The following is a 22,986-nucleotide window of genomic DNA, read 5'->3' as shown; positions in this document are numbered from 1 at the left end:
CGCTCTCCCAGGGTGCCATCACAACATGTCCGAATGCTCGGCGAGGTAGCTCGCCACACCACGATCGGTCGGCGTCATGCCGGCCTTGCCCTTCTGCCATCCGGCGGGGCAGACCTCGCCGTGCAGTTCCGTATGCTGAAGCGCATCGATCACGCGCAGCAGCTCGTCGATGTCGCGGCCCAGCGCGAGGTTGTTCACGATCTGGTGTTGCACCACGCCGGAGCGATCGATCAGGAAGGTGCCGCGCAGCGAAATGCCCATCGGCCCTTCGACGCCGTAGGCGCGCGACACGGCGTGCGTCATGTCGGAGATCAGCGGATAGCTGAGCGGACCGACGCCTCCCTCTGCATACGAGGTCTTCTTCCATGCGAGGTGCGTGTAGGCCGAGTCGATGGAACAGCCGACGACATCGACGTTGCGGCGGGCGAACTCGGGCATGCGCCGCTCGAAGGCGATCAGTTCCGACGGACAGACGAAGGTGAAATCCAGCGGATAGAAGAACAGCACGGTGTAGCGCCCGCGACCGTCCGACAGCGTGTAGGGGCGGAACTCGTTGTCGCCCCACACCGCGTTCTCGGTGAAGTCCGGCGCCGTCTGGCCAACCAGGATGCTCATGTCGATTCCTTTGAAGAGACGATTTCCGGGCGGAAGTGCCGGGCGCGGAAAGGCTTGCGCTGACGTCCGGCCGGCGGCGGGTCGTAGCCCTCGGGCTGGCGCCAGGCCATCAGGCGCTGGTAGCTGGCGAGCAGCTTCATGAAGTTGGGCAGGGCGCGGCGGGCCGGCGACGCTTCGTCGTACAGGTCCATCAGCTCGCGCAGTTCGCGCAGCGTGAAACCGAGCTGCACGGCGGCCGCGGCGATGATGAGTCGGTCGTCGTCCTCGCAGCTGTAACGGTCGGCACCGGCCGCATCGATGATGCCGAGTTCCTCGAAGGCGGAAATCCGGGCCAGCGGAATGCCGTAACCCTGCACCAGCTGCTGCAGCGTGATCACGTTGGCGCGCGCGCTGCGACGCGCGGCGGCGGCAGGCGCCGCACCGCCCGGCGTCAGCACAGCACCACCGGCGCAGTGAGCACCGGCGCACCGGTCTTTTCGAGCACCTCGTCGATGCTCACGCCAGGCGCCAGTTCGCGCAGCTCCAGACCGTCCGGCGTCACCGCCAGCACGCACAGGTCGGTGACGATGAGGCTCACCACGCCGACCCCGGTCAGCGGCAGGTCGCACTGCTTCAGTATCTTGTGTTCGCCGCTGCGGCTGCAGTGCTCCATCATGACGATGACACGGCGCACACCGGCCACCAGATCCATCGCGCCGCCCATGCCCTTGACCAGCTTGCCCGGAATCATCCAGTTCGCCAGATCGCCGCGTTCGCTCACCTGCATCGCGCCGAGGATGGCGAGGTCGATATGGCCGCCGCGGATCATCGCGAACGAGTCGGCGCTGCTGAAGAAGCTGCTGCCCGGCAGCGTGCTCACCGTCTGCTTGCCGGCGTTGATGAGGTCGGCGTCGACCTCGTCCTCGGTCGGAAAGGGGCCGATGCCCAGCAGGCCGTTCTCCGACTGCAGCCACACGTCCATGCCTTCCGGAATGTGGTTGGCCACCAGCGTCGGCATGCCGATGCCGAGGTTCACGTAGTAGCCGTCGCGCAGTTCGCGCGCCGCGCGGCGCGCCATGTCGTCTCGTGTCCAGGCCATGTCAGGCGGTCCTCGTCGTGCGTTTTTCGATGTGCTTCGAAGGGGTGCGATTGACGATCACGCGCTGCACGAAAATGCCCGGCGTATGGATCTGGTCCGGGTCGAGCTGGCCGGTCGGCACGATCTCCTCGACCTCGGCGATCGTCGTGCGCCCGGCAGTCGCGATCATCGGATTGAAGTTGCGCGCGGTCTTGCGGAAGACCAGATTGCCCGCACCGTCGGCCTTCCACGCCTTGACCAGCGCGACATCGGCCAGCAGCGCATGTTCGAGCAGATAGCGGTGGCCGCCGAAATCGCGCGTTTCCTTGCCGTCGGCGACTGGCGTGCCGACGCCGGTGCGCGTGTAGAACGCCGGGATGCCGGCCCCGCCAGCGCGCAGCTTTTCCGCCAGCGTGCCCTGCGGCGTCAGTTCGACCTCCAGTTCGCCCGACAGCAGCTGGCGCTCGAACTCCTCGTTCTCGCCGACGTAGGACGCGATCATCCGGCGCACCTGACGATTGGCCAGCAGCTTGCCGAGGCCGATGCCATCGACGCCGGCGTTGTTGCTGATCACCGTGAGGTCGTGCGTGCCGCTGTCGGCCACCGCGTCGATCAGCTGCTCGGGAATGCCGCACAGCCCGAAGCCGCCGACCGCCAGCGTCTGTCCGTCCTTGAGCAAACCCTTGAGCGCGCTCTTGGCGTCCGGGTAGAGCTTTTTCATCTGCCTCCTCCTTGTTGCATCGGTGTTTCGCGACGTCGCCGCGAATTGCCCGGAGGAGATTCAGCAAAGCCTGTGCCGGCGCGCGTCGTGTGCGTCGCACCATCGCCGGAAACGACAGTCCGGAGGGGGATGAAGTGACTGCTTATCGGGAAACGTTGCGGCGCACCACACGGGAAGTCCGAAAATCGGCCGCAGCCCGTCGACCGGGCGGTCCGACTTTCAGGCGATGCCTGCATCCGGAACGGCACCTGCCGTGTAGCACGAGGGGTACCGCCGCGGATGCATCCCGTGTCCGGCCCGAACATTCCCGACAACCGTTACGGAGATTTCGTCATGACCCGTCTGAAAGCCTGCAAAGTCGTCATTGCCGCCCTCGCCCTGGCCGCCTCGACCGCACAGGCCGCCACCTTCCAGTTCGTCGCCAACCTGTCGGGCGCAAGCCAGGTGCCCGCCAACGCCTCGATGGCGTCCGGCAGCGCCTACCTCACGTTCGACGACAGCACGAACAGCATCACCCAGCTCATCTTCGGCGCTGGCGGTCTGGCCGCGTCGGTGACGGGTGCCCATATTCACGAAGGTCCAGCCGGCAGCAACGGACCGGTGGTGTTCGATTTCGCTGACGACATCCTGCAGGCGATGCAGGACGACGGCAGCTGGACGGCCGCCGCATTCAGCCGGAGTGGGCCGGGCGCGCTCGATCTGACCGATCTGCTGGCGGGGGGGTATTACGTGAACATCCACAACGCGGTCTTTCCCGGCGGCGAGATCCGCGGCCAGTTGCTGCAGGTGACGGCGGTACCGGAGCCTGGCACCTGGGCCATGCTGGCCGCGGGCCTGGGTCTGGTCACGCTGGTCGCACGCCGGCGCGTCTGAACACGCTGCCGGCGAGCGATCGGCACAGTCCGGAATTCGTCCGCCCGACGGCGGGCGGTTCGACTTTCAGTCTGAGGAACGGCTGACCGCGGCGTTCGGAGGTATGTCCGGATGGCGTCGATGCGCAGCAAACGGCGTGTCGACGCCATCGTGCGGGGGCACGTCGCTCGGGTGTGGCCGACGGGACGGATGGCATGGTCCGTGCGCAGCGTCGTGCGGGTCAATCCGACCCGGCCATTCCGGAGCCCCGAATGTATACCACCCAGTTCCACGCCGACGATCTGAGCTGGCAGGCCAGCGGCATCGAAGGCGTGCATTACAAGGTGCTCGACGGCAACCCCGCCGAAGGCGCTTCAGTCGTTGTCTATCGCTTCGATCCCGGATCGGCGGTGCAGAACCACCTGCACACCGAGGCCGACGAAGTGGCTTACGTGCTCGACGGCGAGTTCATCGAGAACGGCCGCCGCTACGGGCCAGGCGCCGTGTTCGCCGCGCCGGCCGGCACCGTGCACGGACCGCACGAGACGGACACCGGCTGCACCGTCATGTTCATGCTGTCTAAAACACTGGACTTCGTCGCGGTCTGAGTCGCTCCGGCGCATCTTCTGTGGGAGTGGCCTCGGCCGCGACGCGGCAGCTGCGGTCTGCCGGCCTCGATTCAGACTGCAGTCGGGGTCAGAAGACCCCTCCCACAGAACCCCGGCCCAGGCTCAGGTCGCGGATCTCGTGCACCGCCTGTGGGAGCGGCCTTGGCCGCGACAAGCCCCTGTGGGCTTCGGGCCAGGCCGCTGTCGGGGTCGGAGGACCCCTCCCACAGAACCCCGGTGCGGGCTCCAGCGACGGGGCGGGCGCACCATCCGGAGAGCGCCTGCGCCGTTGCTCAGAACAGCTGCGCGACGATCTGGAAGTGGACGTAGTAGTTGCGCGGATCCTGCACGCGGTCGCGGATGGGCAGGCCCAGCGTGAAGCGGGCTGACACGCGGTCGTTGATATTGGCATTCACGCCCCAGCCGTAGCTGGCCAGCGTGTCGGTGCCGCGCGTCGAACCGACCGGACGGAAAGGCTGGGTTGCGCCGTAGTCGAGGAACAGGAAGCCGGCCGTGCGCACCGGCGCCACCGGCGGCTGCGGCAGCGGGTGGTGCAGTTCGATCGACGCGGCGAGACCCTTGTCGCCGCTGAAGAGGCCGGTCTGGTAGCCGCGTACGCTGTTGTCGCCACCGATCAGGAACTGCTCGCTCGACGTGAGGTTCTCGTCGCGCGTGTACTGGAAGGCAAGGTTGCTCTGCACCGACCAGCCGTCCGACAGATCCTGCACGCGGCGCAGCGAGCCACGCCAGATCGAGAACGATGTGCTGACGATGTCGTCGATCGGGTCGGCCTTGCCGTTCGAGTAGGTCAGCGAGCCGGTCCAGATGCGGTCCTTCTCCCACCACTGGCCATCGACGCCGAGCGACAGATCGTCGATGTCGGTCGATTGGAACAGCCGCCCGGAAATCCAGCTCTCGGTCTTGCGCTTCTTCGCGCCGCCGAGCAGATCGAGCTGGTAATTGCCACCAATCAGCACCGGATGCCGCAGCAGCGCAGTCCACGCCGTCGATTCGCCGCGGATGCGCAGCGGCCGGAAGGGGCCGTCGATGATGCGCGTGTGGTCGTTGAACCAGGACAGCGTGAGCCGCGTGCCCAGTGTGCCGAGCGGAAAGCTGTACGAGATCGCCCTGCCCTCGTGCCCATCGGCGCCCACCAACGTGACGCCCAGCGCATCGCGGAAACCAAGCAGGCTGCGGTTCTGGTAGAAGGCGCCGACACGGTAGACGCCAGTCGCCTGGCTGCCACTGCTGTCAGCGAACAGCCGCATTTCATGCTTTGGCGGTTCCTTCACCGACAGCGCGAAATCGGTTTCGCCGAACTTCGCGCCCGGCTTCAGCTCGGCCCGCAACTGCACGTCCTGGGTGCGGTTGAAGCGCATCATGCTGCGCTCGAGCGCGGCCACGTCGGCCAGTTCGCCCGGCCTCTGGCCGAGCCGCTCGCGGATGAAGGCCTCCGAAGTGCTGTCGTTGCCGCTCATCACCACCTTGCCGACGCGGCCTTCGACCAGCTTGATGGTGATCGCGCCATCGGCCACTTCCTGTGCCGGCAGTACCGCCTGCGCGGTCGGCACGCCCTGGTCGCGATACAGCGCGTTGATGCGATCAACCAGTTCCTGCACCTCGCCCAGCGTGACCTCGCGCCCTTCGAGGCCGGCCGCCAGGCCGCGCAGTGTCGCCTCCTCCAGCAGTTCCGAGCGGGTGAAATCGATGCGCCGGAGCATGAAACGCGCACCGGCCGCCGGTTTGACCGGCGCCGGCTTCAGCGCGTCGTCGTCGATGGTGGGCGTGTCATCAGGACGCCGCTCCCGCTCCTCGCGCAGTCGCCGCTCGATGTCACGCGAACGTTCCTGGATCACGCCCGGATCGGCGGCCGCCGGAATCTGCGGCACCGCCTGCGCATCCACCTGCAGCGGCAGCAGCAGGCTTAATGCCGAAACCAGTGCGCACGCAGCGCCCTGTCCCACCTTCGTCCGACGCTGAGCAAGACTCACTCGACAACCTCCTCTTCGGCCCGACGACGAGCCTCGGCCTCTTCTTCGCTCTCTTCCTCACCGGAATTCACGGCCGGAATGTCGAGCGGCACGTTGATCGATACCGACGCGATCTGCGGCACCTGACCCGCTGCCGACTGCTTGTCCGGCGTATTGACGCGGGTGACGATGAGTTCTCGCGACTGCTCGCGGCCGCTGTAATCGAGCACAGTGTTCATCACCACTTCGTGCAGCGGATCGCGCATCACGACGTAGGGGTCGGTCACCAGCAGCCACTCGTCGAGCAGCATGTTGCCGAACACCTTGCCCGGGTGATGCAGTTGCACGTCGGCCGGTTCGACCACCGTGGTCAGGTTGTCCATGTAGACATTGCTGACCGGGTTGATGAAGCGCGCGCGGTTCTCGATGCGGCCCTGGTCAATGCGCAGGAAGCCGCGCTCCATCGTGACCTCGGCGTCGAGCGCGCTGAAGCGGTCGAAGCGCACGCCGACCTCGCTGTTGATCGTCAGATCGACCCAGCGCGCCGGCACGCCGCCACGACCGACCGCGCGCATCGCCAGCGGTGCGTCGTTGCGGGTGTGCAGGATGCGGGCAGTGACCGACTGCGAATTGAAGAACAGCGAGCGACCGACGCTCAGCGTGCCGAGGTTCAGATCGTTCTTCGCCGACAGCGACAGGATGTCGCCGGTGATGCGCGACACGCTGACGCTGCCGTTGTTCGACTCCAGCGTCACGCCGTTACCTGCAGTAACCGCGTCCATCAGGATGTCGTCCTCGGCGATCACCGTCGTGCTGCCCAGGTCCGCCGTCGCGTCGACCACCGTCACCTTGCCGCCGGACAGCAGGTCGATATTGCCGCGCGACGCGTACACCGTGCCGTTCTCGATGTCGCCGGCGGCACGTACCCAGGCGTCGTCGCGGACTTCGATGCGGCCGATCTCGATGTCGTCGCGCTCGTCGATGTGCACGCCGCCGGCGGTGCTGATGGCGTCGATCTTCGCGATATCGGTTTCCAGCGCATCGGCGATCGCGCGCGGCGAACCGTTGTTCCAGCTTGCGTTGCCGACGCCGCCGGCGGCATCCAGCGTGACGCCGGCACCGGGCGTGGCCGCGACCAGATCCCAGGTGCCGATGTCGCCACCATCAAGAATTCGACTGCCGGTCGTGATGCGGATGGCGTCGGCGGTGGCGTTGTTCGTCGCCTCGATACGGCCGACCACGACGTCGCCGGTGGCGTCGATCGCGATGGTGCCGCTGTCGGCGCGCAGCACAGTGCCGTCGTCCATCAGGTAACGCCCTGCCTGCACCGCGATATCACCCACTGCCTCGGCGTCGCCGGTCTGACGCAGATCGCCGACCGGTGCGGCGAGGGACATCGAACCACCGGTACTGACAGTACCGATCGTCAGCGCCGGCGACAGACCCGGTTCGACCGCTCGCGTACCGGACAGATGCACGTCGCCGCTGGCCTGCGCATTGACCAGCCCGCCCGCACCCTGCGCGATCAGCAGCGGCTGGCCGTCGGCACCGATGCTGCCGCCGAGCGCCACCAGGTCGATGTCGCCAGCGGCCGTCTGCATGGCCACCGCACGCTGGGCGCCGCTGGCATCAACGATGCTGCCGGCACTCGTCAGATGGATGCCGCCGCTGCCGGCGAACATTTCGGCCACCCGCATCGAACCGCTCATCTCGTTCAGCCAGATGCCGGTCGACGCGCGCGCGGTCAGCGTCGCCGCCTCGCCCAGATCGAGGGTGATCGGCCTGGCTGCACTGCCTATGCTGCCGCTGCCCGCTTCGATGATGGTGCTGCCGCCACGCAGGTTCGGCGCGTTCGTCGTGCTGGCATCGACGATGCCGCCAGACACCTTGAGCCGGATCGTCTTGCTGAAGTCGACGCCGCCGCCGGTGGCGTCCAGCGACACCAGATTGATGTCGCCCGGCAGCACGGTGCCGTTGCGGTCGTAATCGTCAGCCCCGAGGAAGACGTGGCCGCGTGCATTGACCGTGACCGAGCCTCCCGCCGTGGTGGCGATGTCGACGTCGTCGCGCTTGAGCACGGTCGCGGTCTTGGCCACCGTGTCGATCGCCACGTCGTCAGCCTCGGCCGCCGACAGCGCGCGGCGCTGATCCGGCGTGAGCGCGGTCAGGCTGGCGATGCTGACGGTGAACTGGCCCTCGTCGCGGCCGACGCCGCCATTGGCGCTGTTGGCGTTCAGCACGATGTGGCGACCGACCACATTGGGCTGTTCGACGCGCGTTTCGGTGTCCGACGTCGACTTGTTGTAGATCGCCGCGCTGACGCCGTAACGCACCTGGTTGTCGGTCCACACATGGGTGCCGTCGGACATGCCGGCGATGACGGTGTCGGTCGCGGCCGAGCCGACGTAGCTGAAGCTGCTGTCGTAGCTGGCACCGGTGCTGCCGAGCGAGATGCCAAGTCCGCTCAGCTTGTCGTGCAGCGTACGCAGCCGCGTCGACGCGGTAGCCGCGTTGTAGCTGTCGGCGCGATAGACGAAGCTGCCGGCGTTCTGCGGATCCTCGATCAGTTCGACGTTGCGCAGCGACCAGTACTCCTGGTACTCGCGGCTGATCTGCGAGCGGTGGCCCTTCAGCGCGTCGGCCAGACTGTCGGCCGCGCCATCCGATTCGCGCAGGCGCAGGTCGTTCCACAGCGCGTCGAGTTCGGCTTCGGCGCGGGTATCGCGCGTTTCGTTACGGTTGCCGTCGGTGATGCGACCGCCGAGCGCGGTCAGCGTCACGTCGCCCGACTGCGATTCGATCTTGTCCAGCTGCATGTCGCCGTCCGGCTGCATCAGATGGATGTCGCCGCTGGCGGTCGCACTCAGACCGCCCTGCGCGGTGGCCTGGGTCTGCACCACAAGCGCCTGCGCGTCGGTGCCGATCTGGCCCGAGCTGGACACCAGCTCCACGCCGCCACCCTGCACGCGTACCGCGTTGCCGCTACCGGCCGCAACGATGTCGCGGTCCGCCTGCAGGAACACGCGGCCGCTGTTGTCGGTACGCACTTCGCTCACCCGCATGTCGCCACTCATTTCACGCAGGCCGATGTCGCCGTGCGCGCTGATGGCCGTCACCGCGCCGGTGCCCAGCATGTCGATCTGCAGCGGCGTCAGCGTGTTGCCGATGCCGTCGGCGGCACGCAGGGTCAGGTTCTGCGCGGTGATGACGCCGCGCACGCTTTCCGCCGTGATGGCGCCCCCCGGCAGGCCGTTGCCGGCGGTGGCGTCCACCGTCGTCGTGCCGGTGCGGTTGGTCAGGCTGCCGGCGAAGATGATGTCGGCGCGACTGCGGATGTCGACCTGGCCGCTGTCGTAACCGATGAAGTTGATCGGGATCGAGTGGTCGGCCTTCACCGTGTGCGTGTTGTAGCGCTTGGAGCCGGTTTCGGTCCACACCTCGTAGGTATGCCACTTCCAGATGCAGAGGAAGGCCGAGCACTCGGAATCCTCGCGATCCCAGGAGCGGAACGCGGTGGTCACGTCGCGTCGCTGGTAGCGGTAGGTCGTGTTGCCCATGCCGGTGTCGATCTTCGTATACTCGCCCTCGGACAGCGGCGTCGGATCGTCCCAGGTGCGGTAGGCGGTGCGATCGGCCAGCGACCAGCTGCCGGGGAAGAACCAGAACTTGGTTTCCTTCTCGTACCGCGAATAGGTGTTGGTCGTGTTGCGCTGACCGGTGACCCAGGTATAGGTCTGTCCGGTCACCGGTGCGTATCCCGTGCTGCGACCGGCCACGTCGTCGTAGTGCTCGACCTCGACTTCCTTCACCTTGTTCTGCGCATCGGTGGTGGTGATGAGGTCGCGTGTCTTGACGGCGTTGCCCAGACGGGTGACTTCGCGCGTCACCGGCGTCAGGCTGTTGTAGTAGGCGACGGTCTGTGTGCTGGATTGCGATGCGTTGGTGACGATGGCGCCCTGGCCGCCGTTGGCCAGCGGATCCCAGCGCCGCAGGTAATCGGTGATGCGCACCTTGCCTTCGATGTCGTTGCCGGTATCGAGGCCGGTGATCACGATGTCGTAGCCGCTGCGGTTGTCGATGTTGAAGCGGCCGTAGCCGTCCATCGCCGCGATGCGGCCACCGCCGGTGTTCAGGATCTCGCCCAGCAGCTCAAGCTTGCCCCCCTCGACCTTCACCGGTTCCAGCTCGACGCGGTTCAGTTCCGCATTGAAGAAGGCCACGATGTTGCCTTCGGTGTTGCTGATGCGGAAGCGCGGATCGGACGGTTTCATCCCCGCCGCCACCAGCGCGTCGTAGTTGGATTTTGCCTCCGCCAGCGTCGTGGCCGTCTTGTACGGACCGATGTTCAGATTCACCCGCGCGTTGTCGCCGATGACGATGTTGCGGTCCGGCAGCCCGCTCTGCAGCAGCCCGTTGATGTTCAGGTAGCGCGCGCTGATGAAGATGTTGTTGCCGGCGATGGTCGGGCCGCCGGTGCCATTGCGTGCTTCCGTACTGGAGCCGGACGACGCGGTGCCGTCCTCGTAGTTGTTGGCCAGACCACCACTGTTGCCGCTCGGCGTGCGCGTACCGCCCCACATGTCGCGCGGATTGCCTGCGGTGTGATAGAAGGCCGACGGCGAGCTGAACACGAAGTCGCGACCGGCGGTGATGTTGATGTCTGCCGCCTGGATATTGGGTGCGGTCAGCGGGTTCAGCGGGTCCTTCGGCTGCACCAGCACGCTGCCGCGCTCGCTCTCCAGCGTCACCGATCCGAGCAGGTTGCTGATATTGCCAACCACCTCGATGTCCGGCGCACGCGTATCGCCATCGGCCGGAACGTAGGTGTTGCGCACCGTGATCGACGGCGCCGGCGAGTTCGGTGCGATGCCGACGCTGGCGAAGGCGGCCGTGCCGCCCTGGTTGCGATCGTTCAGCGCGGCGTTGATCTGTCCGGTGGTCGGGTTGCTCCCCGGCGTGTTCAGGATGGCGACGCCGTTCAGCGTGAGGCGGCCGGTCGCGTCCTCCGGGATGATCAGTTCATCGGTCCGCAGGAAGGCCGAACTGTTGTTGATGATTTCGATCTTCGCTTCGCCGCGCGCATTGAGGCGACCGTTGCCGGCGAGGTTGTCGCCGATCACGTTGATGTTGCCGCCACGCGCGTCGACCTCGGGCATCACGATGAAGGCCGCGTTGGCGATCGATGCGTTGGCGCCACCGGCCGGGAACAGGTCGGCCATCTGCTGTTCGAGGAAATTGATTTCCGCGGTCAGTGCAGCCACCGTTTCCGGGTTGCTGGCATCGCCGCCGGTGCTGGTCGTGCCCTGGTAGTTGCCGCGGATCTCCTTCAGCGCGTTGATGCGCGTGCGCAGGTTGTCCTGCAGGTTCTCCACGCTCAGCGTCGGCAGCTCCATGCCGTCCGAGCGGGTGATCCAGTACTGCTTGGTCACCGTGTCATAGGTGCAGCCGGCGGTGCCCGGAGTACGGCACTCCGCCCCCTGCCCCTCGCGCGGCACCTGCACGCTGAGCGTCAGCGTCGGCGAACCACTGCCGCTTTCGTTGATCGTCATCAGCTGCTGGTTCTGGATGCCGGCATCGACCAGACCGCTCACCGACACGCCGGCACGCGACTGTTCGATGCTGCGGCCGCTGTTCTGTTCGATCGACACGTCGCCGCCGCCGAACAGATTGCTCACCCCGCTGGCGATCGCACTGGCGGCCTGGCTGTACAGGTCGCGCGCCACGCCCTGACCGTCGACGCGGTGACCGAAGCCCTTGTCGGCGCTCAGGTTCACGTCCTTCACGCTGCGCAGCGTACCGGCGATGGTGATCTGGTTGTCCTGATTCAGCAGTGCGTCGGCACCCCAGTCCGAACTGGAGATCGGTACCGCCGCGTTGTTGTAGAGGTCGGCGGTCGCAACGGTGGAAAAAGTGTTGCGCGCGCCATTGGCATCACGCCCGGCACCGACGTTGATGAAGCCATCCGCGCGGATGTCGCTGCCGCTGCCGACAGAGGCCCGCGAACGGACACGCAGGTCGGACAGCGAGTAGCCGTCGGCGTAGGCAGCCAGACCCCAGGTCTTGGAATTGGCGCGCACCTCGACGTCGGCCACATCGCGCGCCGCCAGGTTGAAGTCGCCCACGGTGTCGATCACCACGTTGTTGCCGACGCGCGCTTCGGTCCTGCCGATGTTGTCCGCCGATGGCGTCAGCGGCGTGGCGTTGAGCCAGGCCTTGGCCTCGGCGTCGGCGGCGCTGATCGCGCCGCCCGCCTCCAGCTTGGCGCGGTCGCGCAGCATCACGTCGGACACCGCGTTGAAGTTGGTGCGGCCGGGGTCGTCCTCGTCGCCGAGCACGCGCACGCGCGCACCGTCGCCCACCTCGACCAGCGTGATGTTGTCCACCGTCGTTTCGCTCGAACCGGCCGCGCCGCCAGCGAGGCCGCCGGCGCCGGCGAACACGTTGAATTCGGCGAGCCAGGGCTTGCGCGTCTGGTTCAGCGCAAGCACGTCCAGATCCCAGGTGCGCAGGTTGGCACCGGCCTTGATGCCGGCCACCACGCGTGCATCGATGTCGTTGCGCGCCTGCGCGCCGCTGGCGCCGACGACACCGGCCGACAGCGAGTCGACGCGCGAATTGAAGGTGGCGATGTGATCGGCACGCACTTCCATGCGGCCGTCGGTCGCCGTACTCAGCGCCGACGTCGACGTGCCGCCACCGAGCAGCGCCTGCGTACTGGACAGGTTGCGCGTCGACGCCACCGCCACGGCACCGGCGATGACACCGCCGGAGCCGGCTTCGGCGTCGGCATAGGTCTGGTCATGGCCGGTCGCCACCACCGACAGCGCCGTACCGACGCTGCCGGTGTTGCCGTTGTCGATCGATGCCAGCGTGACCGAGCCCGCGTTGGCCGACGCGAGATTGGCGCCGATGGCCAGCAGACCGCCTATCGTGACGCCGCTGGTTTCCGCCGTCTGACGCGTCTGGTTCGACGCGTTCAGGCTGGTGCTGCCGCTGATGGCGAAGCTGTTGTTGCCGCCCACTGTCGCGTTCACCAGCGCCGTGCTGCCAGCCCAGGAATCGCTGCCGTTGGCACCGACCAGCAGCGAGCCGCCGGTGGCGTTCGCGTACGAGTAGGCCGTTTCGCCCAGCGTCGGCAGCAGCGTCGCGGCGTTCAGCGACAGGCTGCCGGCGGTGATGCTGTTGTTGCGCCCCATCGTCGCGTAGGACTGTGTGGCCGCCGTTGCTTCCGCCAGCGACACGCCGATCGACACGGCCAGAGAGCCGTTATAGCCGCGCGAGACCGCACTGACTTTCGGCGTGCTGCGCGCCGCGACCGAAATCGCCGAACCCGGCGCATTGACCGTCACCCGGTCGGCGATGGCCGCCCGTGCGGCACCGGTGGCGCTGGCCGTCGCTTCCGATCCCGAACCGGCCGCAACGCCGCCGGAGCCCGCTTTCGAACTGGCGCTGACGGCGTCGCTGCGCGTCGACTCGACGGCCAGCGCGCCACCGCCCAGGGTGACCGAAGTCGCAGCCGCCTGAGTGGTGGTATCGGCTTCGCCGATCTGCGCCGTACTGCTGCCAGCCTTGTCGGCGCGCGCGATGACGATGCCGGCGGCGACCACGCCCACCGCGTAGCCCTCGGCGTGCGCACTCGCGTCCATCGCATCACCGGCGAGCACGCGCACGTCGCCGGCCGCGCTGCCGACGGTCGCCTGGGTGCCGTCACCCAGCTTGGCGACGACGGTATTGGCCAGATCGGCCGTCGCCACCGCAGCGCCGACGCCGACCAGACCGCCTGCCGCCTGATAGCTCTTCACGTTCACGGCCGCCGTGCCGGCCTCCAGCCGTCCGGTGCTGGCGTCGAGTTCGATGTCGCCCGTATCGGCACGCAGCGTGATCGCGCCGTCGGTGGTCGCGCGCACGTCGTGGCGCACATTCAGCACGCCGACCGCTGCACCGACGCCGGCGATGCCGCCCAGCGCCCCGCCACCGACCAGCACGTCCACCTTGTCCTTCTCGGACGCCGTGATGCGGATATTGCCGCCGGCGCGCAGCGTGTTTGCTGCGGTGTTCGCCGTATCGACCACCGTCGCACGGGTCGAGCCATCCGGCGCGGCATTGACGTCGGCCTTGGCCGCGACCTTGCCGCTGGCGTTGATGCGCGTGATGTCCGACTGCGAGAAATTGCTGCCGGTGCTGATGTTCCCGTCGTCATCGCCGGTCTTGAGCTGGTCACCGCTGGAGAAGGCGTTGGCCTTGCTCAGCGTGCCGTTGTTGTCCTTGTCCGCCTCGCCCGATGCGTCGCCGCTCAGGCCGGCATTCATCACCGTGACCGCGACCGCACCGCCGATGCCGACGGTGCCGCCGGCCGCCGCGGCGACCGCCGCATTCGACAGATTGCGCTCGGCACGCGCGGTAACCGCGATGTCGTTGTCGACGTGGACATTGCTGTCCTGGATGGTGGCCGTCGTCGTGTTGTCCACCTTGGTCACCGAGGCACCCGCACCCGCGCCACCGATGCCGCCGACCGCGGCCACGCCGGCGCGACTTTCGGTCACCACGCTGTCGGTCGCCTGCACCGCCAGTCCGCCGCTGCGGTCCGCTGCGCTGCCGACCCGGCTGTCGACCACCTCGGCGCTGGTCGTGCTGTCGATGATGCCGACCGCCACTGCGCCGGCAATGCCAGCCGCACCGCCACCTGCGCCGCCGATGGCCCAGGTACGCATTTCGGTCGAACTGTCGGCCATCACGTTGACCTGACCGTCGGCATCGATACTGCCGCCGTCGACGCGCGCTTCGGTCGTGCTGGTATCGAGGCCCACCGCGAAGGTGCCCGAACCGGCCACGCCGCCGGCCGCCAGACCGCCACCGGCCACCAGGAAAACGGAGTCGTGGTCGGCGCGGATGTCGAGTGCGCCGACCCGCCAGACGGCGTCGTCCGAATAGGCTTCGGTGGTGCTCGTGAACTTGGCCACCGAGCCGCTGCCGACCACCGCCACCGCACCGCCGGCGGCGCCGACGACGATGGACGACACGCCCTGGCTGGAGCGCGCCTTCACCGTCGCCGCGCCCTTGGCGGTGACCGAACTGGTGCTGCCGCTGACGCCGGCGCGCGTATCGCGATCGAACACGTTCACGTCGGCCGACGCGCCGACGCCGGCGAGACCGACTGCAATCGAACCGATGAAGGTGTTGCCGTAGGCATGGTCCGCCGCCTTGATGCTGACCGCCTGCGCGTTGCTGGCCGTGCTGTTGTCGCCGCCGTTGAGTACCGAGTCGGTCACCGTGGCGGTGGTTTCGCCGCCGATGATGTTCATGCTCACGGTGGCCGCGACACCGGCGAAACTGCCGCCGGCAACGTTGGCGACCGCCGTCGTGGTCTGGTGCGTGGCGGTCGCATTGACCGCGATGCCGCGCACGTTCTCGCGCGTACGCGACGCGACGAGGTCGGGCGCGACGAAGGGGTTGGACGAGGAATAGCCGCCGCCGCTCTGGTTCATCCGGTCGATGCTGGCGCGCAGGTTCACGCCGCCGATCTCGCCGGTGTTCACGCTGACGCCGCTGCCCTGCTGCGCGCGCGCCGCCACCGAACTGTCGCGGATCGCTGCCTCGGTCGCGCCGCCGATCTCGTTCACCGTGGCCGACGCGCCGACGCCGGCGGCGGTGATGCCGATGCCGGCCGCGCCGGCCAGCACCGTGATCCTGTCGTCCGACTCGGCCAGCACCGCGACGTTGTCACGCGCCTCGATGTCGGCGCCTTCCTTGATCACCGCACGGGTGTCGGAGTTGATCAGGTTGACCGCCACCGATCCGCCGACGCCGACATCGACGCCACCGCCGATACCGACTGCCGCGGTCTTGATCGTCGCCAGCGAATCGGCGCTGAGGATCAGGTTGGTCACGTCGAAGCCGCTGCTCTTCAGGCCGGACACCGTGGCGTGCGTCGAATTGGCGATCTTGTTCACGGCGATGGCGGCGCCGACGCCGGCCGAGCCGCTGATGCCGACCGCGCCGGCCAGCGCATTGATGCGTGCGCTGTCGACCGCGTTGACCGACACCGCAGCGGTGCCGCCACTGATGTCGGAGCCGGTGACCTCGGCGACCGTCTTGTTGTCGGTGCGGTTGCTCGATGCCGAGCCGGCAAAGGCACCCGTGGCCGCGCCAGCGCCAGCGACCGATCCGGACTCGATCAGCGCCGTGTTGCTGCCGGTCAGCGTCAGCGACGCCGCGCCACCGATGGTGCTGTCATGAACGCGCGCCTTCGCCGTGTTGCGCACCCAGTTGTCGCCGACCGCTCCGCCCACCGCTGCATTGCCCGAGAAGGCGGCCGCACCGGCCAGCGACTTGATGGTCGATGTGTCGGATGCCTGCAGCGTGATGGCCGAGTCGTTGTCGACGTTCTCCAGCGTGCTGCCGACGATTTCGGCGGTGGTGACGTTGCCGCCTTCGCCACCGGCATTGGTGTCGCCGGAATACATGCCGATGTGGTTGAGCGTGATCGAACCGGACAGCGCCACGCTCTGCGCGCCGCCAGCGGCCAGCGCCAGCGTTTCGATGGTGGCCGTTTCCAGTGCGGTCAGGCTCAGCGCCGACGCGTTGCGCACGGTCGCTTCATCGATCGAGGCCAGCGTCGTGTTGCCGATCTTGTTGTAGCCGAAGGCACCGCCGACCGCGCTGCCGCCGATGCCGACAGCGACGGCACCGGCCAGCGACTGCAGACGCGAACTGTCGGTCGCGCTCACGGTGACCGTGTTGCCGTCGCCGCTGTCTTCCAGCAGCGCGTCATCGACCGTCGATTCGGTCCGGTTGCCGATGAAATTCACCGAGATCGATGCGCTGACCGCTGGCGAACTGCCCAGCGCCAGCCCGCCGGCCACCGACAGGCTGCGGATGCGCGCATCCGACAGCGAGGTCAGGCTCAGCGTGCCCGCGGCGTCGACATGGGCGCGGTCGATCTGCGCCTGCACCGTGTTGAAGATTTCCGAGTAGGCGACCGAGGCGCCGATGGCCACGCTGTTCATGCTGGCCGAAAAACCGCCGGCCAGCGTATCGATGCGCGAGCGGTCCTTCGCCTCTATCGTGACGCTGGCGGCCGACACGTCGTCGAAGGCGGTGTTGCCCTGCGGCGCGCTGACGTTGGCCAGCAGATCGTTGTCGATGAAATTGACCGACACCGAGCCCACACCCGACACCTTGCTCGACGCGCCGACGCCGACCGCGATCGAGGTGATCAGCACGTCGGATTCCGCCTTCACGTTCAGCCGGCCAGCCGAGCCGGTGACATCGACCTTCGAGTCCTCGACCTTGGCCGTCAGGTCGTTGTCGATCGAACTCCAGTTGAACGAAGCGCCGACCGCATTGCTGTTGCTGCCGATGTTGACCTGCAGGATGCCGGCCACCGAGGTGATGCAGTTGCCACTGGGCGTGGCGCCAGCGCCACTGCGACCGCAGTAATCCAGGCCCTTGGCTGTGTTCTCGCGCTGGTTGCCCGGCTCTATCGTGTCTTCGAGCGCGGCATCGGCGCCGCGGTCCTGCGCCAGCACGTCGACCGCGCCAGTGGCCGTGACCGAGGACAGGCCGACGATCTGCGCCGTCGTGTCGTTGTCGATCTCGGTGATGACGACCGCGCCGCCGATCGAATTCGCGTTGTTCGACGCCGACGCCTGGCCGTGCGCCGCACCGGCGCCGATCTCGGTCGCGTTGAAGGCGCGCACGGCCGCGCTGTCGACGCCGCTCACCGCCGAGCCGCCGGCGATCTCGGCGGTGACGACGTTGGCCACGTCGGAATAGGTGACCGCGCCGCCAGCGCCGGTCTTGCCGCCAAGCGCCAGCGTGCCGCCGCCAGTGCCGATGAACATGCGGTTGTAGGCGGTCACGTCGAGCGCGCGACCGCTGCCGGCCGCGCCGGTCAGATCGGTCGAATTCAGCGCCGCACGTATCGTGTTGTCGATGATGGACAGCGACAACGAACCGGTCAGCGAGTACGAACTCTGGTTCTGGTTGCTGCTCGCATTGGCGGCAACACCGATGGCGATCGACAGCTGCTCGCCGCCGGCCAGCGCCTGCACCGTCACGTCCTGCGTGTTGTTCAGGTCAGCGTTCTCGACCAGGCCTTCGACCGTGTTGTCGATCAGGTTCACCGACACGCTGCCGGTGACCGCTGCCGACTTGTTCTGGCTCGGGTTGTTGGCGCGGGTGAAGGCGGCCGCACCGGAGGCGGTGACGATGTCGAGGTCAGACACGCCAAGCACGGTCAGCGTCGCCGCCGTACCGCCATCCGCCTGATCGACCGTCACGCCGGCGAGCTTGGCGCGGGTCACCAGCGTCACGTCATTGACCGCCGCGCTGCCGGCTGCCGACAGGCCGAAGCTGGGCTTGGACTGCGTGCCCTGGCTGCTGGTATTGCCCTGCTTCGAAGTCGAGGTCGGCTTCAGTTCGACCATGCCGGCGATCTTGGTCTGCACCTCTTCGTACTTGCTCTTGATGCTGCCGAAGAAGCCGCCCTGGGAACTGCTCTCGCTGCTGCTGCCGCTGACCGCCACCGCGCCGGTCACCGCGATCGCCTCCATGCGACCGCTGGCGCGCGCCTCCACCGTCACGTCGCCGGACTGGATGACGGCATTCGTGATGCTGCGCTGACTGCTGCGCGTGTCGCCTTCGTTCAGCGCCTCGCTGTCGTTGTCGCCAACGAGCGCCTCGGTGGTGCCGGTGACGCCGTTATAGGCGATGCCGAGGCCGACGCCGGCCGATTCCGATTTGTTGAAGCCGCCGGCGATGGACCACAGCACCGGTTCGTCGAGCGCGGTGATCGACAGCGTGCCGGCGCGCAGCGTGGCTTCATCGTCGACCAGCGCCCGCGTGTTGTTCGTCACTTCGACGATGGACACCGAGCCATTGATGCCGAAGCTCGATCCGTAGCCGGCGATCGTCGCCAGCGAAATGACCAGGTCCTTGCCCTCGGCAGCAATGTTCACTTCGTCGGTCGCGCGCGTGCCGGTGACGGTGTAGCTGCGCTGGCCGGTGGTACTGCCGCTGACGCTTTCTGTTACGCCCTGAATGGCGGCGCCTTCGCGCACGAACACGAGGCTGTCGCCATTCAGGATTTCCTGCGTGTAGGCCATGCCCAGGCCCTTGCTGCCACTGCCACCACCGGTGCCGCCGGGCAGGAAGTGGCCGCCGTGGAACAGCAGCGTCACGTCGCGCTTCGCACTGATGTCGGCTGGCGCACCGAAGGACCAGTCCTGCAGTACCTGTTCGTCTTCCGAGGTCGAACTGTCGTCGGCCACGGTTTCGTAACTTGCGGTCCAGGCGCCGCTGGCGTTGCCGGTTAGATTCAGCTTCGCCGATTCCTGCACCTCGGTCTTCGCCGCGTGGTCGAATTGCAGCAGGCTGAACGAGCCCGACAGCGAGATCGCGTTGTTCGAGTTGTCCGACGTCGACTTGGCGGCCGAAGCGCCGTTGAACACGTCGAGGATGCCGGTGAGGTCGTTGAACCAGTCCTTCACCGTGGACAGGCCGTCCCAGCGCGTGAAGCTGCCGCCGGTGATCTGCGACTCCCGCACCGGGATGATCACGTCGGACGCCACCGCGATACGCGGCGCGGTGACAGTGGCGCTGCGGCCTATGGAGGCCAGCGCGTCGTGACTGAAGTTGCCGATGGCGATGCCGGCGGAGAAGGTGTTGCGGGCGGTGTTGCCGGTGGCACGGTCCTTCGATTGCGAAATGGCAGAGGCCTCGGCCATCACCTGGATGTCCGAACCCAGCGTGCGTGCCGCCACGACCGCGCGGTCGCTCGCATGCACATTGGCGTTCGGGCCGATGCTGGCGGAGGCCGAGGCGTCGCTGTCCACCCAGGCGATGGCGCCACCGACGCGCAGCGAGGTCGATTGCGGCTTCTGCGCCTTCTGGTCGGTTTCGGCACCGGCGAGCAGCTTCTCCCACAGCTTTTCCTCGATGAAGCCGCCGGTGTCGGTGATCGGCTTGGCTTTCTCCTTCGCCGCGTCGAGGATGGCGTCGTTCAGCGAGGTGCCGACCTTGGCCTCGGCCGTGGTGGCGTTCGAGGTGTTGTCATTGATCGCCAGCACCTGCACCTTGGTCGCGTCGGCCACGTTGGCGTTCAGCGACGCATTCGCTTCCGACGACAACTGGCTGACCGCGATCGCGGCGGCCGCCTTGCCTTCGTTTCCGAGCGAGGCGGTGACCGAATTGGCGAAGGTGTTGCGGTTGGTCGCTGCCACCGTCACGTCGCCCGACACCTGCACGGTGGCGCCGGCTTCGACCGTCGCGTTTGCGCGCACGTCGGCAAAGGTCAGGCCGAGCGCAAAGCTCATCTGCGAGCTGGCGTCCTCGCCCGGGTCGGCCGCTTCGACAGACGCTTCCAGCGTGGCGTCGTTGTTGGCGCGCACGTTGAGATTGGCGGCGCGCACGGTGGCACCCGATTTCACGTCCACGGTGGCGGTCGAACTGTTGCGCGCATACAGCGCGCCCAGACCCAGCGGCGTGTTCACCTGGGTACCCGGGCCACTGATGCCGGTGTCCGGCGCAGCGCCTGCCGAGGTGAGGTTGTCGGCGAGCAGCGTCAGATCCTGCGTGGCCTCGACCACCGAGCCGGCCTTCAGCGTGATGGTCGACGTGCCGACCGCCTGCGAATGCACGATGTTCAGGCCGAGCAGCGTGGCGCCGATGCCCAGCAGGCCGGTGGCCCCCTCGGTGGCGAAGTTGGCGGCGTTCTGCTCGAAACTTCCTTCATCGAAGACCCAGCGGTTCTGCACGTCGGTCGACGCGGTCATCGACACGTTGCGGCCCTTCACCGTCGCGTTGTCCAGCTCGATCGACGCGCTGGCTTCGCGGTAGCCCAGGATGCTCACCGACGACACCTTGTGCGCGGTGAAGGTGACGTCACCGCCGTCGAAGATGCCGCCGCCGTGCGCCAGCACCTTGCTGCCCGACTTGAGCAGGATATTGGGTGCCTCGAAGGTGATGTTGCCCGAGTGGCCGGTCGACACCCCATTCACGTGGTCGCTGCCGACCAGGCGGCTGGATACGACGATGTTGTCGTTGACGGTGATGCTGTGGGTCGCCTGCAGCAGCAGGTTCGCCCCATTGACGGTGACGCCGCTGTCCGCGCCCCCTGGCACGCCGCTGTAGGCAGAGGCGCCGCGCAGCAGGTTCTGGCTGAGCAAGATGTTCAGCGGGTCGATCAGCACCAGGCCGGCCGCGCCGCCACCACGTCCGTCGGCATAGAACTGCCCGCCGGCCAGCTCGACCGTGTCTTTCGCCGAAAACTCGACGAAGCCGCCGTCGCCGCGCGTGCCCGCACTGGCGTCCATCACCGCACCGCTGCGGATGACCGCATTGCGCTGCGCCAGCGAATCGATGCGGCCGCCGTCCGAGTCCTCGCCGTCACCGGCCGCCGTCACCATGGCGTCGATGTCGGCCACGATGTCGCGGCCGGCGCGCAGCCGGATATCGCCGCCGTCGGTACCGCTGCCGCCGCGCGCATCCAGCGTGCCGGCGATCTCGATGTCCTCGGCTGCCGCTATATATATACGGCCGGCGCGCTCGACCACCCGGCTGCCGATGGCCAGGCCCTGTGCATTGACGACGTCAGTGAAATCGGGCGCCTGGCCTTCGAAGCGGGCGCCGGTCAGCACGGCGCCCTTGACGCTCACCGTGCCGGCCGCGAGTTCGACCGCGTCGATCGCGTTGATGCGCCCGTCGATGCGGATGGCTGCCGACGACAGCGGCGCCGTGCCGTTCAGCAGCTGGCCCAGCGCGCCGGCATCGACCACGCCCGGCGCGGTGAAGAAGCGATCGACGAAGCCCTGGGTGGGCGTGCTCACCGACAGCGCGCCGACGTTCACGATGCCGCCGGCACCGACGACAAAGCCATGCGGATTGGCGAAATAGACGTTGCCGCCGATGCGCCCGTCGCGGATCGCGTTCAGCGTGCCGTGGATGTCGGTGCGCGTGTCGCGCACGATGTTGACCAGGTTCAGCGCCCCGCCCGGCACGTGCAGGTTGGCCGTGTGGCCGGCGTTGACGCTGAAGCTCTTGAACGAGTTGAAGCCGGTGTTGCCGGACACCGTTCCGGTGCGGATATCGGTCACCGCGCCCGCCGTCGTCACCGTGGTCAAGGTCTGGCCATCGGCCTTGATCGCCTGCGCCCAGGCCGATGGCGACATCAGCAGTGGCAGGCTTGCCACCCCGACCATGAGTCCATACCCGTTGCGCAGGTTGGCAACCAAGGTGCGCAACCGAGGCTGGCTGCGGCGACGTTGTGTGGCTTTCATGACCTGACTCCTGAATGCTGCAGCGCCCGCGGTTGCTGTCCGCGTGTAGGAATATTTCTTACATAAGTGTAAGCCGATGTGACCGGAATGATGTGCATTGCGTCCGCCATCGCCCCTCCGACCCACTTGTTTTCTTTGACTTTCGTCAACATTCCGAGCCATCCGTCACGGTCGTGAGGTCAGCCGCGGCGACGTCGGCTCAACCACAGCGCACCGACGGCCAGCATCGTCAGTGCCAGAGCGTCCGGCTCTGGCACCGGCGTCACCGTGGCGCTGGTGAGCAGGAAGGTCGCGTACAGATCGCGCAGGTGGTAGGCCGGCGTATCGGCACGCAATTGCACCGCCTGGGTGTAGAACGCATTCGGCGTCACCGTCAGCGTGCCGGTGGCGCCGAGGTCGAAGGTGAGCGACGGCATGTCGAAGGCGTGGATCTGATACTGGTCGTTGGCGATCTCCTGCACGCCCAGATCGAATTCGAAGTACTTCGTGATGCCCAGCACCGTGAGGCCGAGCGAGTACGGCTGGTACTCGATGCCGGTCATTCCGGGGTCTGCCGGCCCGGTCCCGGCGAAGAAGGTGAAGAACCGGGTCTGCTGGCCGACGTCCGGCGTCAGGTCAAGCGCCGCGCTCAGGCCGACGAACTGCACGGTGGCGGAGACGGCAGGGACGGACTGGAAATAGGTATGCACCGGGGAACCGGTGGTGCTGAAGCTGATCGGCGCCGCCTGCGCGGCGCCGGCGCACAGGCCGAAGGCGAGCGCCGCTGCCGCCGGGAAACGGTTGGTCATCTGAAACCCCCTTGTATTGGTCTTGTACGTGGCCCGGACGCAGACCCCGCCGTTGCCGCCGTCGCGCTGCGCGTCCGCAGCGGCGTCCGGCGCCGACG

Annotated in this window: 9 protein-coding genes; 2 read left to right on the top strand and 7 right to left on the bottom strand. The window is 67.5% G+C overall.

All coding sequences use genetic code 11. The features are described from left to right. Positions 1-18: 18 nt before the first annotated feature. From IV112_RS10295 to IV112_RS10280, 4 genes are read right to left on the bottom strand one after another with little or no spacing between them, the layout of a single operon-like run. Positions 19-615 (bottom strand): peroxiredoxin, encoded by a 597-nt coding sequence (locus IV112_RS10295; RefSeq protein ID WP_019918097.1) that lies wholly within the window; start codon positions 613-615, stop codon positions 19-21. Next, positions 612-1,052 carry a hypothetical protein gene (locus tag IV112_RS10290; RefSeq protein WP_020164849.1) on the bottom strand — a complete coding sequence of 147 codons (441 nt, stop codon included), beginning with the start codon at positions 1,050-1,052 and terminating at the stop codon, positions 612-614. Before IV112_RS10290 ends, IV112_RS10295 begins: the two co-directional genes overlap by 4 nt. After that, positions 1,046-1,693: a 3-oxoacid CoA-transferase subunit B gene (locus tag IV112_RS10285; RefSeq protein WP_304003385.1), complete on the bottom strand. Its 648-nt coding sequence runs from the start codon at positions 1,691-1,693 to the stop codon at positions 1,046-1,048. The genes IV112_RS10290 and IV112_RS10285 overlap by 7 nt, the downstream gene beginning before the upstream one ends. A gap of 1 nt (position 1,694) precedes the next feature. Continuing rightward, complete coding sequence (locus IV112_RS10280) at positions 1,695-2,393, bottom strand: CoA transferase subunit A (RefSeq protein ID WP_019918094.1); 699 nt, start codon at positions 2,391-2,393, stop codon at positions 1,695-1,697. Positions 2,394-2,726: 333 nt separating this feature from the next. On the opposite strand from IV112_RS10280, the gene IV112_RS10275 reads away from it, so the two are divergent. Beyond that, complete coding sequence (locus IV112_RS10275; protein ID WP_304003383.1) at positions 2,727-3,266, top strand: CHRD domain-containing protein; 540 nt, start codon at positions 2,727-2,729, stop codon at positions 3,264-3,266. Between the two features lie 251 nt (positions 3,267-3,517). Continuing rightward, positions 3,518-3,853: a cupin domain-containing protein gene (locus IV112_RS10270; protein ID WP_304003381.1), complete on the top strand. Its 336-nt coding sequence runs from the start codon at positions 3,518-3,520 to the stop codon at positions 3,851-3,853. Positions 3,854-4,146: 293 nt separating this feature from the next. Here IV112_RS10270 and IV112_RS10265 read toward each other — a convergent pair whose 3' ends face one another. The 3 genes from IV112_RS10265 to IV112_RS10255 form a co-directional block, all read right to left on the bottom strand. Next, positions 4,147-5,844: a ShlB/FhaC/HecB family hemolysin secretion/activation protein gene (locus IV112_RS10265; protein ID WP_304003379.1), complete on the bottom strand. Its 1,698-nt coding sequence runs from the start codon at positions 5,842-5,844 to the stop codon at positions 4,147-4,149. Then, positions 5,841-22,100: a leukotoxin LktA family filamentous adhesin gene (locus IV112_RS10260; RefSeq protein ID WP_304003377.1), complete on the bottom strand. Its 16,260-nt coding sequence runs from the start codon at positions 22,098-22,100 to the stop codon at positions 5,841-5,843. The genes IV112_RS10265 and IV112_RS10260 overlap by 4 nt, the downstream gene beginning before the upstream one ends. Before the next feature lie 179 nt (positions 22,101-22,279). After that, complete coding sequence (locus tag IV112_RS10255) at positions 22,280-22,888, bottom strand: PEP-CTERM sorting domain-containing protein (protein WP_304003376.1); 609 nt, start codon at positions 22,886-22,888, stop codon at positions 22,280-22,282. Positions 22,889-22,986: the final 98 nt, after the last annotated feature.

This window comes from Methyloversatilis discipulorum, from assembly GCF_018780585.1.
GTDB classification, from domain to species: domain Bacteria; phylum Pseudomonadota; class Gammaproteobacteria; order Burkholderiales; family Rhodocyclaceae; genus Methyloversatilis; species Methyloversatilis discipulorum_B.
This window is presented reverse-complemented; position numbering and strand designations above follow the sequence as displayed.